The following is a 13235-nucleotide window of genomic DNA, read 5'->3' on the forward strand; positions in this document are numbered from 1 at the left end:
CCTTGCCACCGCTTTTCGCCGCCACCGGCAAGCTTAGGCTCGCGGTTCTGCATCCTCTTGGCAGGGCGGCAGCACTCATCGGCGCTGGCCTGCTCGTGGGAATTATCCTGTTCTTTCTGATTCTGCCGACCTTGCTCATCATCCCAATGTCGCTGAGCCAAACCGATTACATTCAGTTCCCGCCGCAGGGACTGACCTGGCACTGGTACCGGGTCTATTTCAGTGACCCGGACTGGATGGCGGCGACCTGGTTCAGCGTCAGGATTGCAATTGCGACGACGGCAAGCGCCACCATCATCGGAACCATGGCATCGCTTGCCATTGTCCGGGGGGATCTTCCCTTCAAAAACGCACTGCAGGTCCTGTCGGTCGGGCCGATGATCGTTCCGCACGTCGTCTTCGGCGTCGCCCTGTATCTGGTCTTCTCACCCCTGCAACTCACCGGAAGTTTTGTCGGCTTCCTGATCGCTCACACTGTTCTTGCCATCCCCTATGTCGTTATTACGGTGACGGCATCGCTCCAGCGCCTCGATCCGATGTTGGAGCTGGCTAGCCTTAGCTGTGGCGCAAACCGGCGGCAAACATTCTTTCGAATTGTGCTGCCCAATATCGCGCCCGGTATCGCCTCTGCTGCCGTCTTCGCCTTCCTCGCATCATTCGACGAAGCAACGATCGCCTTTTTCATCTCGGACACTGGCGGAAAATCGATCGGCCGAAAGATGTTCGAAGACATTGATTTCAATCTGACGCCGGTGATTGCGGCTGCGTCTGCGGTTTTCGTCGCCGTCTCCCTGCTTCTGATGGCAACGGCGCATCTGCTGACCACCCGCAAAGCCGGGCAATGACCCCAAAGCCGACAAATTCAAAAGCACACACGAAGGGAACATTGCATGTCATCCAAATGCCACTCTGCGCGCTCGATCCGGATCCGCCGATTTCTCTACGCGGCGGCCAGCCTGCTTTGGCCTCTCTCTTTTCCACAGTCGGCAACAGCCGCACAGCAGGTCATCATCGCCTCAACCGGTGGCGCATATGACCGTGCGCTCAAAGAGGCGTGGTTCGACCCATTCACCAAAGCGACAGGCATTGAGGTCGTGACGGTTGTCGCCACCAATTCTGAAATGCGCGCCAAAGCCAGCGCGATGGTGAAGACGGGTAACGTCACCTGGGACCTCTATCTTGACGGCGAGATACAGGCAGCCTCAAAGGCGCATCGTGAGGTCACTGAGGATCTCACCGAGTTCTGCCGGCAATTCGCCGATCGCAAGGATCTCGAGCCGCATACCTGCGCTGCTGGCGGTGCCCTTCTACAGTCGACGGCCACACTGCTTGCCTACCGGATCGGAAAGGCCGGCGATCCGGTGCCCGAGACATGGGCGGATATGTGGGATACGAGCAAATTTCCCGGCGGCCGCGCCTTTCCCAATTTTGACGACCCCTGGCGGGTGATGGCTGCCGCCCTTCTAGCCGATGGCGTGAGCCGGGACAAATTGTTCCCCCTTGATGTCGACCGCGCGCTGAAAAAGCTCGATGAGATCCGTTCCTCAGTCTCCATCTGGTGGAAGACCGGCGACCAGAGCGTGCAGGGTTTCCGCAACGGGGATTATTCGCTCGGGCAGATCTGGTTGACACGGGCAAAGGCGATGCAAACTGAAGGCCTGCCCATTAGCTGGTCCTACAAGGCATCCTTTCTGGTTGGCGATCGCATCGCGTTGATCAAAGGCGCTCCACATCATGACAACGCGTTGAAACTGATCGCATTCTGGCTCAATTCGCCGCAGGCTCAGGCAAAGGCTTGCGCAATATTGTCCTGCACGCCGCCAAGTAGCGATGCTGTCGCATTGATCCCCGAGGATATTCGAAAATCGATGCCAAGCGCTGAGGATGTTCGCGATCACATCGTCGTGCCGGATGCGGACTGGATCAACGCCAACGCCGCCATGTTGCTTCAACGTTGGAACAACTGGCTTCGGTGAAGGAACAATTTTTCGTTGTCCTGCGATATTCGTCATAAAGAAAATAAATTCTTTGACGAGATGATCGGCAAGCGGATAATGCCGGCGAATTCAAACGGGGATGGCAAATCACAATGAGTGGCAGCGAGAAGCCTATTCCATTCGGTATTGGCTATTATTCCGCCAGCGATGCCGCACGCCTCTTGAATATTCCCGTGCGGAACGTCCGCAGATGGCTTGGCGGGTACGACTACACACACCAGGGCGAAACGCTGCACGTCGATCCCCTGTGGCAAAGCCAGTTGCCGCAGGCTGACGGGCATATTGAACTTGGTTTTCGTGACCTCATCGAACTGCGGTTTGTCGGTGCCTTCATCGACGCCGGCCTCGGCCTGAAAACAATCAGGCATTGCCTCGTCTATGCAAGAGAATGCGTCAACGATGACAGGCCTTTTTCAACGCGACGCTTTCAGACGGATGGAAAGACGATCTTTCTGGAAAGCGTCAATACGTCTGGCGACGAAAATCTTCTGGATTTGAAGAAGAAGCAATACACGATCAAGACCATCATCGAGCGGACGTTCAAAGATCTGGACATCGATAATGACGCCGTAAGTCGCTGGCGTCCGTTTAAGGGGAAGGCGACTATCATCGTTGACCCTGAGCTTGTGTTTGGCCAGCCGACAACCGCTGTCTACAATGTACCCACAATTGCGCTGGCACAGGCGGTCAAGGCGGAAGGATCCGAGCGGGCGGTCGCAAAACTCTATGAGATCCCCATAGCAGTCGTTAGAGACGCCGTAGCCTTTGAGGAATCACTGGCAGCGTGAAGGTCCTCTTCGATCACAACCTTTCTCCCCGATTGGCAAGGAGCCTTCAGGCTCTGATGGGAGACGACCACGAGATCGTAGCGCTGCGAGACAAGTTTCCACCGAATATAAAAGATGTCGATCTCATTGCCGAACTGTCAAAGCAGGGCGGATGGATTTTCATATCGGGCGATCGTCGGATCACCAGAAACCGCGCTGAGAAGGCGGCTTTTCAAAGCTCGAAACTCGTGGGCATGTTTCTGTCGCAGGGGCTGTACAAATCCAGCGTGTTGAAACAGGCAGAGCGACTTATTGCATTGTGGCCGGCCATTGGCACAGTTGCGGGAAACGTGTCAGGCGGTGCAATGTTCGAACTTCCAATGAAATCCTCAAAGCTGTCCCCACTCAAATAACTTGGCCCATCACCGCTGCCTGGAAATGTTGGTGAAGCGGGGACCTTTATCTTGTCTCTGGAAGGCATCGCCCTCGCGTTTGATAGCGATCCTCGAGTGCTGTAAATAATAAATCAAGCTGGGACACTAGAAATCCAGCCGCTGTAACTTTGAGGCGAAATCTCTTTATCGACATTCGCTCGCTATTTGGTAATGATCCGCGGAGTAGAGGGTCCGTGTCGTGTCTTTTAGTCGGGTATTCTTGGTAGGAATTGTCTTTCTCTTATGGGCTATCAATGTCCGAGCGGAAGACAACGTCGCACCGTTTTCCATATCGCCTGTTTGGCCGCTAGCAATACGCTTGGATGGGCCAATCGATTCTCGGTCTGCTCTGTCTTTTAGAAGGATTTTGGCGGCCAACCCGAATGTGAAAATCCTGGTGCTGAATAGCCCGGGCGGTGATGTTCAGAACGGCTTGCTTATTGCTGATGACGTCTACACGAAAGGCATGAGCACTGTCATACCTTCGGATTCCGTCTGTGCGTCGGCCTGTGCCTACGTTTTCTTTGCCGGCAGAAACCGAATTGTTCAGGGCCGGCTCGGCGTACATCAGATCAGCGGCAATGTCGGCCTGGGCGACGCGCAGCTGAATATCTCCGATATCCTCGACACGTTGAACAAGTACGGCGTCGATGCCCGTATTTTTCCGATTATGTTTCGGACATTGTCTGATGACATCCATTTCTTCAGCGCAGACGAAATCAAACAGTTCGGGATAGAGCATCTCTCGTCCGATGCAGCAGGCAGCCAGATTTCGTCTGCACCGTCCGCTACCCCGACAATTCAGTCAGCGCCTGCTTCGGTCAACGCGATGAGGCAAGAAGAGACGACGGCCAGAAACTTTGTCTCTGAATTGCTGAATTCCGGAAGCTTGCCGGCCAATCAGGCGGTCGCGTTCGCTTCCAGTGTTTATGCGGGTGAAGTCAGCTTTTATGGCAAGCAAAAGAGATTGAGCGAGATACTCGATGACAAGGCCAAGTTTTTTGAGCGGTGGCCGAATAGAGTGTATCGGCTGAGACCGGAAAGCGTTGTGGTCTCCTGCGGCGGAGACCTTTGCCGGGTGACTGGCGATTTCGATTGGTATGTCAGCAGCCCACAACGCGCAAAGAGCCTCAACGGCACGGCGTCATTCTTCTACTCCCTGAGCATGAATGGTCGGATTCAAGTGGTTGCCGAAGACGGCAAAGCTCGAAAATGAAGAACCGATTTCGTTTTGGGTAGCGCGAGGGCCATATGCGCGCAAAGCCTGCTCTTACTCGGTCAAGATCGCTGATAGATTATCAGATGCATTGATCGAGTTTCTTGGCCATCCCTCAAACCTTGATAGAAAAGTCGCGACCACGGCCTTCTGTAACCGGTGTTCCCCTCCCACGTTGTCCTCGCCGCCCTGATCTGTGATCGGCTTACCATGGATGAGCAACGGGAGTTTCTCCATGGAGACTACATTGGAGGTTCTCACGACCAGGAAGTCTGGACGTGAGGTTCACCGGCACTGGCCGGATGAGGTGAAAGCGCAAATCGTTTCAGAAAGTCTTCGGCCCGGAGCGCTGGTGAATGAAGTCGCAGAGCGACATGGGCTGAAGCCGAACCACCTATCGACTTGGCGAACGATGGCGCGGCAGGGGAAACTGGTTCTGCCAGCACCCGAGGATGCGGTAGAATTTGCAGCGGTGATCGTTGATCCACCTGTTTCCGAACCGCCGGTCCAGAGGGCCACCCGTCCCGAGATCATCGTCGGGTCGGTCACAATCCGTCTGGAAGAAGGCGCGTCTGCCGCCCGGATCGCGGCTGTCGCGCGTGCCTGCTCGGTCCCGGCATGATCTTTCCATCGAACCGGGTTCGGATAATGGTGGCCACTAAGCCCGTCGACTTCCGCAAGGGCCACGATGGCCTGGCCGCGCTGGTCAAGAACGAGCTGCACAAAGACCCTTTTTCAGGGACGGTCTTCGTGTTCCGCTCGCGCAAGGCGGATCGCCTAAAGCTGATCTATTGGGATGGCACCGGATTGGTGATGGCCTACAAGCGGCTTGAGGAACATACCTTCACCTGGCCGGGCATCAAGGATGGCTTGATGACACTTGGCCACGCGCAGTTCGAGGCGTTGTTTGCAGGCCTCGACTGGCGTCGGGTCCGTTCCGTGGAGGCGAGACCGCCGGATGCTATCGAATAGATGCGGCACGATGACTCGGGCGGTGGATTCTTCCGGCGGAGCGTTACCGGGTTTGATAGACTTTCGTCATGTTGGATGCCACCGATCTTCCCGATGATATTGCTGCCCTGAAGGCGATGCTGATCGCGGCGCAAGCGCGGGAAGTTCGCAAGGATGAGCGGATCGAGCGACTGGAGAAGCTGGTCGCGGCTTTCAAGCAAGCAGCCTTCGGTCGCAAATCCGAGAAGGCCGATCCTGAACAATTCGATCTCGCATTGGAGGACCTGGAAACGGCCATTGCTGCCATCCATGCCGAAGATGAAGCCGATAGCCCCTCTGGGAAGCCGCAGCCTAAACCCCGTTCCACCAATCGCGGCTCTCTGCCTGCTCACCTTCCTCGCATCGAGGAAATCATCGAACCGGAAAGCTTGATCTGCGCCTGCGGTGGCGGCCTGCATTGCATTGGTGAAGACGTCTCCGAGCGGCTGGATGTCATTCCGGCGCGATTTCGCGTCATTGTCACCCGTCGCCCCAAATATGCCTGCCGCTCCTGCACCGACGGCGTTGCCCAGGCTCCAGCGCCTGCAAGATTGATCCACGCCGGGTTGCCGACGGAGGCGACTATCGCGCATGTGCTGGTGTCAAAATACGCCGATCACCTGCCGCTTTACCGACAGGCCCAGATTATGAGCCGCCAGGGCGTTGATCTCGACCGCTCCACGCTCGCCGACTGGGTCGGCCGGGCGGCATTCGAGCTTCGCCCGGTCTTCGACGCTTTGATCGCCGACTTGAAGCGTTCGACCAAGCTGTTCATGGACGAGACCCGTGCGCCAGTCCTCGACCCTGGCTCCCGCAAAACCAAAACTGGATACTTCTGGGCGCGGGCCCGCGATGACCGACCGTGGGGCGGAGGTGCTCCACCCGGCGTAGCCTTTACCTACGCTCCAGGGCGTGGCGGGAAACATGCCGAACGGATATTGTTAGGGTTTACGGGCGTTCTTCAGGTCGACGGCTACGCCGGATATAATCGGCTGATCGCGCCGGATCGTATCGGTCCGGACATCAAACTCGCCTACTGTTGGGCGCATGCAAGGCGTAAGCTGGTCGAGATCACTCGCACCGGCTCGACACCGATTGCAGAGGAAGGTGTGAGGCGGATCGGCGAACTCTATCGCATCGAAGCAGAGCTGCGCGGTCTCGATGCCGACGCCCGCCTTGGTGGGAGGAAGGCACGGTCAGCGCCATTGATCGCAGCCATGCGAACCTGGCTCAACCATCATCGTGCCCGCGTCGCTGGCAAGTCGCCGCTCGGAGAGGCTCTCGCCTATGTCGCCAAATACTGGGATGGGCTTTGTGTTTTCCTGACTGATGGTCGCATCGACATCGACAACAATACCGTCGAGCGAACCATTCGGCCGATAGCCCTCAATCGTAAGAATGCTCTGTTTGCCGGGCATGATGCGGGAGCGGAGAACTGGGCGACTATCGCGTCGCTCATCGAAACCTGCAAGCTAAATGCTATCGATCCGCTTGCGTATCTGACCGACACGCTCACTGCCATCGTGAAGGGCCACAAGCAAGCACGGATTGATGAACTTTTGCCGTGGAAATTCGAAAGCAAATCCAACACCAGATACGGCGGGTCATAGGCTGTCTCTCACAAACCTTCGGGATGATCAGACAGCCAGTCGCCAAAACGAATCCTCAATTGCTTAACCTCCTCTGGCGATGACACCAGCAGGTCGAAACCGCCATCGTATGGAGCAAAAATCCGTCCGGTTTTCCGATCCATCCACATCGTCGGTCCCGTCTTATCGTTAGCGATTGCCAGTAAAATGTAGTCAAGAGTGCCTTGCCGCCAGCGAGTTTCTAAAACACTTGCACACCACCGCGTCTCGTCGTCATCAGCAAACGTCTTGGCTGCTGTGCCACTCACAACAACATCCCAATATGGTGGGTTTACCTCTTCTTTCCGGCATTCAATCTGCCAGCAACTAGCATCCGCTCCTAACGTCTCATTCGCGAGGCTATGGGCCCGGCTGAGAATGATATCTTTCTCCGCTTTGTTCTCTGGATACCGCTTCGAATTCGGCAACGAATGAAATCTGACCCAGGCTAACGACTGGTCTGACCGAAGCAACCAACCTAACGGCCTTCGATTGGCGTAGAACGATGCCCATTCGCGTTCAAAGTCTTGCTTTATCGACGTATCCGGATGCATCGCGCGGGTCTCCTCTCGATCAGAATATCGCCGTGGACCTCATTGAGCGTCAAGCGGTGCTGTCAATCCGTTATCCGACGTGGGATCAAGACAGCGGTTACGGCCTTCTGGAAGTTGGAGATTGGAGAGATTTCGTTCTCTCAAGCCGGCTCGGCCACGCGGAGTCGTCATTTCCCATTGAGTATTCGGTCTGACAGTCGCTCGGCCTCTAACACGATCTCCTGTCATGTCCCGTTTGCGAAAATGGAAAACCTTCTCAGCGCTACCAAGATCTCATGAGCTTGACTCTCGCCCAGATGAGAACATAATAAGAACAAACGCGAGCTGCGCCCCGGCCTGAGTTTACCTATAACTTGATGATGACAACCGCCATGTTCCGGCGGAATGGAGACGTGCGTCCAATGAATGCTGAAGCTACCAAATTGACCTCAGAACCGGAGCTCGATCCGATTGAAGTGATCCTTGACGCACATGGTGGCGATTCGAGGGCGGCCATCACCGACCTCGTGCAACGAATTCAGCACCTCAGATATCAGCTTACGCTCACCTCTGCTGTGATGAGCAAAGGCATGGTGCGTGGTTGGGAACCAAGTCTTGACCAGACCTGAAGGAGTGGAATGATGGGCAATACCATCTTTCAAAACGGAGACACACGCATGCCAAGGGATATGGCAGGTCAGCTTGATCATACAGCAGACCGCATTGGCGATGCATCGCGTGCCGATCTGCAAGTCTTGCTGCGACGCGCGGCGCTCATGATCCGGAATGCCGCACCGATTGGCCTGGATGTCGAAACTGAAGAGGCCTTGCTCTCCATTGCCCAGGAGCTCGGGATGACGAGAAACGACATGATCCGCTACATCGTCAAGGAATGGCTGGAGACCAACGCATATCTGCCAGTGCGGGAAATAGATGAAGATGGAGACGTTGATGGGCACGCGTAAGGTCTGCAGCAGAATCGACGGGGTCAGGGCGATGCAGGAAGATCAAAACCGTAACTGATTTTTCACGCCCTCGCCGAAACGTGCCTGTCTACGGATGATCAACCCCGATGGGTTTGCAAGAAGGGCAACTTCTACCGCCTGGGTATATATTTTCGCGTAAAATGAAACCGGCCGGTGGCATCGCGAGCCGAATCGTCGGCGGCAAATGAAGTGGCACTTCTTGTCCACCTCCAAAGGCATCGGCGATCATTGCGAACGCCGCGCCTTGGCAAAACCCCGATCCGTTGCCATGAACCGCTGCAACATCGGCACGATCAGCCGAACCGGATCCCCAATCGGATTTACCTGCTCGCTGCCGAGCAAATCGGCATACGCAACCAGATCCCGATATAGCGATCCGGGTAGCTCAACGCTCACCTTGACGGGTTTATCGTCAATGAACGGTCCGAGTTTTAATTTGGCCATTGGTCTAACCTCTATAGGGCTCCATCACGAGATCACGGGTGACGACAATCCGGACCGGAAATCCGGGCCTGATGGTCAGGGTGGGCGCGATCTGCAATTGGCGGCGGATGATCTGTTGTCCGGCGTCATTGATCGTATCCTGGCCACCGTTGCGGATGGCCTGGATCAGCCGGTCCTCGTCGTCCATAGCGAGCTCTGCACCAACCGAGAGCAGCGTCGAAAGACCGGCTGCCTTCGCCAGATCCCACCAGTGGTAGTCGACCCCATCCTCGAGACCGGCGTAGCCCTGTGTATCGGCGCCAGGCTGTCGTTCAAGGACGATGGATCGTCCATTCGGGAGTATCAGCCGGTTCCAGACCAGGAGGACACGCCTCTGGCCGAAGCCGACATTGTTGTCATATTGGCCAATGATGCGAGTGCCCTGCGGCACAAGCAGAACACGGCCGGTCGGGCTGTCGTAGATGTTCTCGGTGACCTGGGCGGTAATCTGGCCGGGGAGATCGGAGCGGATGCCGGTGATAAGCGCTCCGGATATCACCGAGCCGGCCTGCAGCACATAAGGCGAGGCCGGCGGCATCACGCGATCGGCTGCAACGGTGCGGCGATCGACGGCAGCGTTGAGGAAGGCGGCCTGGCGGTCCTGTGCCGTGGGAGTGCCGGCCTGATCGAGCCCGGTAAGATTGGGCGTGGTATTCGCGTTGGGCGTTGTCGCACTGGCCGTTGTCCGCGTTTCTGTCTGGAAGAACACGCGGCTGGTTCGGGCAGCTTCCGCTTCGGCGAGGCGTCGTTGCTCGGCCGGATCGACACCCGGCGTTGTCGGCACAACGACAGGCTGGCCACGATCCTGCGCACTGAGGATCGGACGGCCGAGATCCCCCGGCAGAGCCGGCCCGAGGATCGGACCGGTATAGTCCCGCGGTAAGCCTGCCAGACCGTCGGCAGTCGTCCGGTTTTCGGTTGAATAGAGTTCTTCGCCAGCATTGCCGCGATCTCGGGTCTGAAGCGCATAGATCAATGCTCCACCGATGCCGAGCGACACGACTAGGCCGAGGCCGGCGAGCACCTTGCGCGATAGCCGGGTAACGCGCGGCGGTTCTGCCCGCAGCCGCATGGGTGGAACAGGATCCGAGGGCTGGATTGCATCTTCGTTGTTGTCGGCCTCGCTCATGACGACCGCCCTCCTTCCTTGTCTCGGACAGCCGGTTCCTTGACGACTCCGCTTGTTCGGACGATCCTCACAGTCTGCTGATGGTTGCCGCTGCCCAGGCGCAATTCCGCCGCACCGAAGAGACGATCCACGATCAGGATGTTTCGATAGATACGGGTATTGGCGATCTGTGCCTCGCCTTCCGGACCGATGACGAAGAGCGGTGGAAATTCCCCCTGTACGATACCGCGCGGAAATTCGACATAGACCTTGCGACCATCGTCATAAACGGAGAGCGGGCGCCAGGGCGGCGTATCGCCGGTGAGGCCATAGCGGTGGTTTCGCGCCGCTATCGTCGGAATAGCTGGCGTCTCGGGAATGGACTGCCGCGAGCCCGGCATCTGCGGGTAAGACCATGAAACCGATGGCATATAGGGTTTCTCACCGGAGCGTAATTCGATCAGGTAGGTACGGCGATCGGTGGAAATCACCAGGTTGGTGGTGATGTCGGGACGTGAGGGTTTCACCAGCACATGCACGCGCCGGCTGGTGCCGCTGCCGCTCTCGGTATCGCCGATAATCCAGCGCGTGGTGTCGCCGGCGGCGATCGGCCCGGCTCCGGTCAGGCTTTCGCCGGGTTCGAGCGCGATGTCGGTGATCTGGCCGGGTGCGGCATAGACCTGATAAAGGGCGCCTTCGCTCCAAGGATAGATCTGGATGGCGTTGTAGTAGCCCTCCCGGCGCGGCTCGACACGGGCCGCGTCATTGGCATTCTGAATCCGCCCGGTCGGGGTAGTTGCCGTGGCTCCTCCGCGCGCCGGCGTCCAGCCAGGCGGAATGTGCAGCGGCTTCGGACGGTCATCGGTCAGCACGGCAGGAACGGCCGGCAGTGCCGGCACATCGGCATCGTAGCGGATATGTGGCGGCTTCTGCGGCGTGGCGCAGCCGGCAAGGGAGGCGGCGGACAAAAGCACGGCAGCAAATGCGGGTTTACGGAAAGACGGGTTTCCGGCTTTGCGGATTGGCGGCTTGTTCATTCGCCCATCTCCCTCGACCATGAAATCGCGTTGACGTAGATGCCGAGGGGATTGGCCTTGAGCCGTTCAGCATCGCGGGGCGTCTGGATCACGATGGTCAGGATCGCAGTCCAGCGCTCGGTGGTGGAAAGCTGGCCGTTCTCGTAGCGGCGCTCGATCCAGGCGACACGGAAGCTGTCGGGAGACGCGCGAATAACGCTCGATACCTCGACGGCGACTTGGCTCTTGCCGACCTTGGTGAAGGGGTCGTTAGACCGCGCATAGTCGTTCAGCGCTGTCGCGCCGCGATCCGTCGTCAAGTCATAGGCGCGCAGCCAGTTCTGTCGGACGATGATGGGATCGGCGGGAATGCTCCTGACCTGCTCTATGAACCTCGCCAGATGCCATGCGACCTGCGGATCGGTAGGACGGTAGCCGGCCGTGGCAGCGGCGACGGTCTGCGCCTGACCGAGCTTGTCGACCTGTACGACCCAAGGCACGACGGTCCCACGTGTGGACTGCCAGGCGAGCGCTGCGGCAAAGCCTGCCGAAAGGATCAGGCTTCCGAACGCCATGATCCTCCAGTTCCGCGCCTGCACGCGGGCCGAGCCGATACGCTCGTCCCAGACCTGTGCCGCCTTCTGATAGGGTGTTTCGGGTTGCGGCGTCTTGCCGTAATGGGTTGCCGGTCGTTTGAACAAGCTCATGAGTGGTCACTTTCGGAGAGATTGACGGAAGAGCCGCCACCATGGCTGTCGCCGGAACGAACGGCATGGGCGGCCGCGGAAACGCCGTGGCTGAAGTGCTGGCTGCGTTTCATGCGTTTGGCCCAATCGGGAGGACCATCGTGCGAAGCCGACGGGGCGGCGGCAAAGGAATCATCATTGGCAGCCTCAGCGCCACCGATAGTGCCGAGCATGGAAGAGCCGCCAGTCGCGCTGAAACCGCCTTTCACGCCGTCGGAGAAATTCGATTTGACGCTTTCGGCCGCTCGCCCGGCGGCGCGCTTGAGCGGCGAGACGGCGGCGGAGCCTGCGCCACGGGCGACACCACCGAGACCTGACGCAACGCCTCCGGCGCCAGTCTGCCCCATCGATCCAAGATTATAGGCGGTCGATGCGGCACCCGCCGCCGCCGCTCCACCCCTAACAGCCGCCGCGCCACCAGACAATGCCGCGGCGCCACCCCGCAAGGCCAGACCGGCCGCGCCGCCTGCGGCAAGCGCTGCGCCACCAACGGCAAGGCCGGTGCCGACGGCAGCACCCGCGCCGAGCTGCGGGCCGCCAGACACGAGACCGTTGGCAATGCCGGGACCGAATATCCCGAGGCCCAGGAGAGAAAGTGCTGCCAGCACGACGGCCATGGCATCGTCGATCGTCGGTGTGGCGCCGCCGAAACCGGCGGTGAACTGGCTGAACAGGGTCGAGCCGATGCCGATGATGACGGCGAGCACCAAGACCTTGATGCCGGAAGAGACGACATTGCCAAGAACCCTTTCGGCCATGAAGGCCGTCTTTCCGAACAGTCCGAACGGAATGAGGACGAACCCCGCCAAGGTCGCCAGCTTGAATTCGATCAGCGTGACGAACAGCTGGATGGCCAGAATGAAGAACGCCAGCAAGACGAGCGCCCAGGCGAACAGCAGGCATGCGATCTGAATGAAATTCTCGAAGAATGCGACCCAGCCCATGAGGTCGGAAATGGATTCCAGCAGCGGCCGGGCCGCGTCGAGGCCGACCTGCGCCACCCGTCCGGGGCGAAGGAGGTCCGCCGTCGAAAAGCCGGTGCCCGACCCTTTGAGACCGAGGCCGGCAAAACTCTCGAAGATGATGCGGGCAAGATTGTTCCAGTTTGAGATAAGGTAAGCGAAGACACCCACGAACAGAGTCTTCTTCACCAGACGGGCGATGATGTCGTCGTCGGCGCCCCAGCTCCAGAACAGGGCGGCGAGCGTCACGTCGATGACGATCAGCGTGGTGGCGATGAAGGCGACCTCGCCGCCGAGAAGACCGAACCCGCTGTCGATATAGGAGGTGAAGACCCCGAGGAAATTGTCGATGACGCCGCTGCCGCCCAT

The 13235-nt window shown here is 58.4% G+C and carries 16 protein-coding genes; 10 read left to right on the forward strand and 6 right to left on the reverse strand.

The window, feature by feature from the left end:
* Positions 1-47: 47 nt before the first annotated feature.
* The 8 genes from ACIQJ2_RS01500 (at position 48) to tnpC (ending at position 7014) form a co-directional block, all read left to right on the forward strand.
* Positions 48-845, forward strand: coding sequence for an ABC transporter permease (locus ACIQJ2_RS01500; protein ID WP_400666829.1), 798 nt, complete (start codon positions 48-50; stop codon positions 843-845).
* Positions 846-890: 45 nt separating this feature from the next.
* Positions 891-1976, forward strand: a complete 1086-nt coding sequence (locus tag ACIQJ2_RS01505; RefSeq protein ID WP_400666299.1) for an ABC transporter substrate-binding protein — start codon at positions 891-893, stop codon at positions 1974-1976.
* Between the two features lie 113 nt (positions 1977-2089).
* A complete protein-coding gene (locus tag ACIQJ2_RS01510) occupies positions 2090-2785 on the forward strand; it encodes a hypothetical protein (RefSeq protein WP_077472028.1) in 696 nt (231 codons plus the stop codon).
* Positions 2782-3177, forward strand: a complete 396-nt coding sequence (locus ACIQJ2_RS01515) for a DUF5615 family PIN-like protein (protein WP_077472029.1) — start codon at positions 2782-2784, stop codon at positions 3175-3177. Before ACIQJ2_RS01510 ends, ACIQJ2_RS01515 begins: the two co-directional genes overlap by 4 nt.
* A 388-nt stretch (positions 3178-3565) precedes the next feature.
* Entirely contained in the window at positions 3566-4414 is an 849-nt protein-coding gene (locus ACIQJ2_RS01520; protein ID WP_400666296.1) for a hypothetical protein, read from the forward strand.
* A gap of 235 nt (positions 4415-4649) precedes the next feature.
* Positions 4650-5036: an IS66-like element accessory protein TnpA gene (gene tnpA / locus ACIQJ2_RS01525; protein WP_400666295.1), complete on the forward strand. Its 387-nt coding sequence runs from the start codon at positions 4650-4652 to the stop codon at positions 5034-5036.
* Positions 5033-5386 (forward strand): IS66 family insertion sequence element accessory protein TnpB, encoded by a 354-nt coding sequence (tnpB, locus tag ACIQJ2_RS01530; RefSeq protein WP_400666294.1) that lies wholly within the window; start codon positions 5033-5035, stop codon positions 5384-5386. Before tnpA ends, tnpB begins: the two co-directional genes overlap by 4 nt.
* A gap of 68 nt (positions 5387-5454) precedes the next feature.
* Entirely contained in the window at positions 5455-7014 is a 1560-nt protein-coding gene (tnpC, locus tag ACIQJ2_RS01535) for an IS66 family transposase (RefSeq protein WP_400666293.1), read from the forward strand.
* Between the two features lie 8 nt (positions 7015-7022).
* Here tnpC and ACIQJ2_RS01540 read toward each other — a convergent pair whose 3' ends face one another.
* Complete coding sequence (locus ACIQJ2_RS01540; RefSeq protein ID WP_400666292.1) at positions 7023-7586, reverse strand: hypothetical protein; 564 nt, start codon at positions 7584-7586, stop codon at positions 7023-7025.
* Between the two features lie 401 nt (positions 7587-7987).
* On the opposite strand from ACIQJ2_RS01540, the gene ACIQJ2_RS01545 reads away from it, so the two are divergent.
* Together ACIQJ2_RS01545 and ACIQJ2_RS01550 are read left to right on the forward strand one after the other, a co-directional pair.
* The gene (locus ACIQJ2_RS01545) at positions 7988-8194 is read left to right on the forward strand and encodes a dehydrogenase (protein ID WP_400666291.1); all 207 of its coding nucleotides are present in this window, start codon (positions 7988-7990) and stop codon (positions 8192-8194) included.
* 9 nt (positions 8195-8203) lie between these two features.
* Positions 8204-8530: a CopG family transcriptional regulator gene (locus ACIQJ2_RS01550; RefSeq protein WP_400666290.1), complete on the forward strand. Its 327-nt coding sequence runs from the start codon at positions 8204-8206 to the stop codon at positions 8528-8530.
* 246 nt (positions 8531-8776) lie between these two features.
* On the opposite strand, the gene ACIQJ2_RS01555 is transcribed toward ACIQJ2_RS01550, so the two are convergent.
* The 5 genes from ACIQJ2_RS01555 to trbL are packed head-to-tail and all read right to left on the reverse strand — an operon-like array spanning position 8777 to position 13235.
* Positions 8777-8995: a DUF2274 domain-containing protein gene (locus ACIQJ2_RS01555; protein WP_400666289.1), complete on the reverse strand. Its 219-nt coding sequence runs from the start codon at positions 8993-8995 to the stop codon at positions 8777-8779.
* A gap of 4 nt (positions 8996-8999) precedes the next feature.
* On the reverse strand, positions 9000-10163 hold the full coding sequence (locus ACIQJ2_RS01560) for a TrbI/VirB10 family protein (RefSeq protein WP_400666288.1): 1164 nt from the start codon (positions 10161-10163) through the stop codon (positions 9000-9002).
* A complete protein-coding gene (gene trbG / locus ACIQJ2_RS01565) occupies positions 10160-11179 on the reverse strand; it encodes a P-type conjugative transfer protein TrbG (protein ID WP_400666287.1) in 1020 nt (339 codons plus the stop codon). The genes ACIQJ2_RS01560 and trbG overlap by 4 nt, the downstream gene beginning before the upstream one ends.
* Complete coding sequence (trbF, locus tag ACIQJ2_RS01570; RefSeq protein ID WP_400666286.1) at positions 11176-11865, reverse strand: conjugal transfer protein TrbF; 690 nt, start codon at positions 11863-11865, stop codon at positions 11176-11178. The genes trbG and trbF overlap by 4 nt, the downstream gene beginning before the upstream one ends.
* A complete protein-coding gene (gene trbL, locus ACIQJ2_RS01575) occupies positions 11862-13235 on the reverse strand; it encodes a P-type conjugative transfer protein TrbL (protein ID WP_400666285.1) in 1374 nt (457 codons plus the stop codon). Before trbL ends, trbF begins: the two co-directional genes overlap by 4 nt.

This window comes from Rhizobium sp. NPDC092011 (assembly GCF_044756305.1).
GTDB lineage: Bacteria > Pseudomonadota > Alphaproteobacteria > Rhizobiales > Rhizobiaceae > Rhizobium.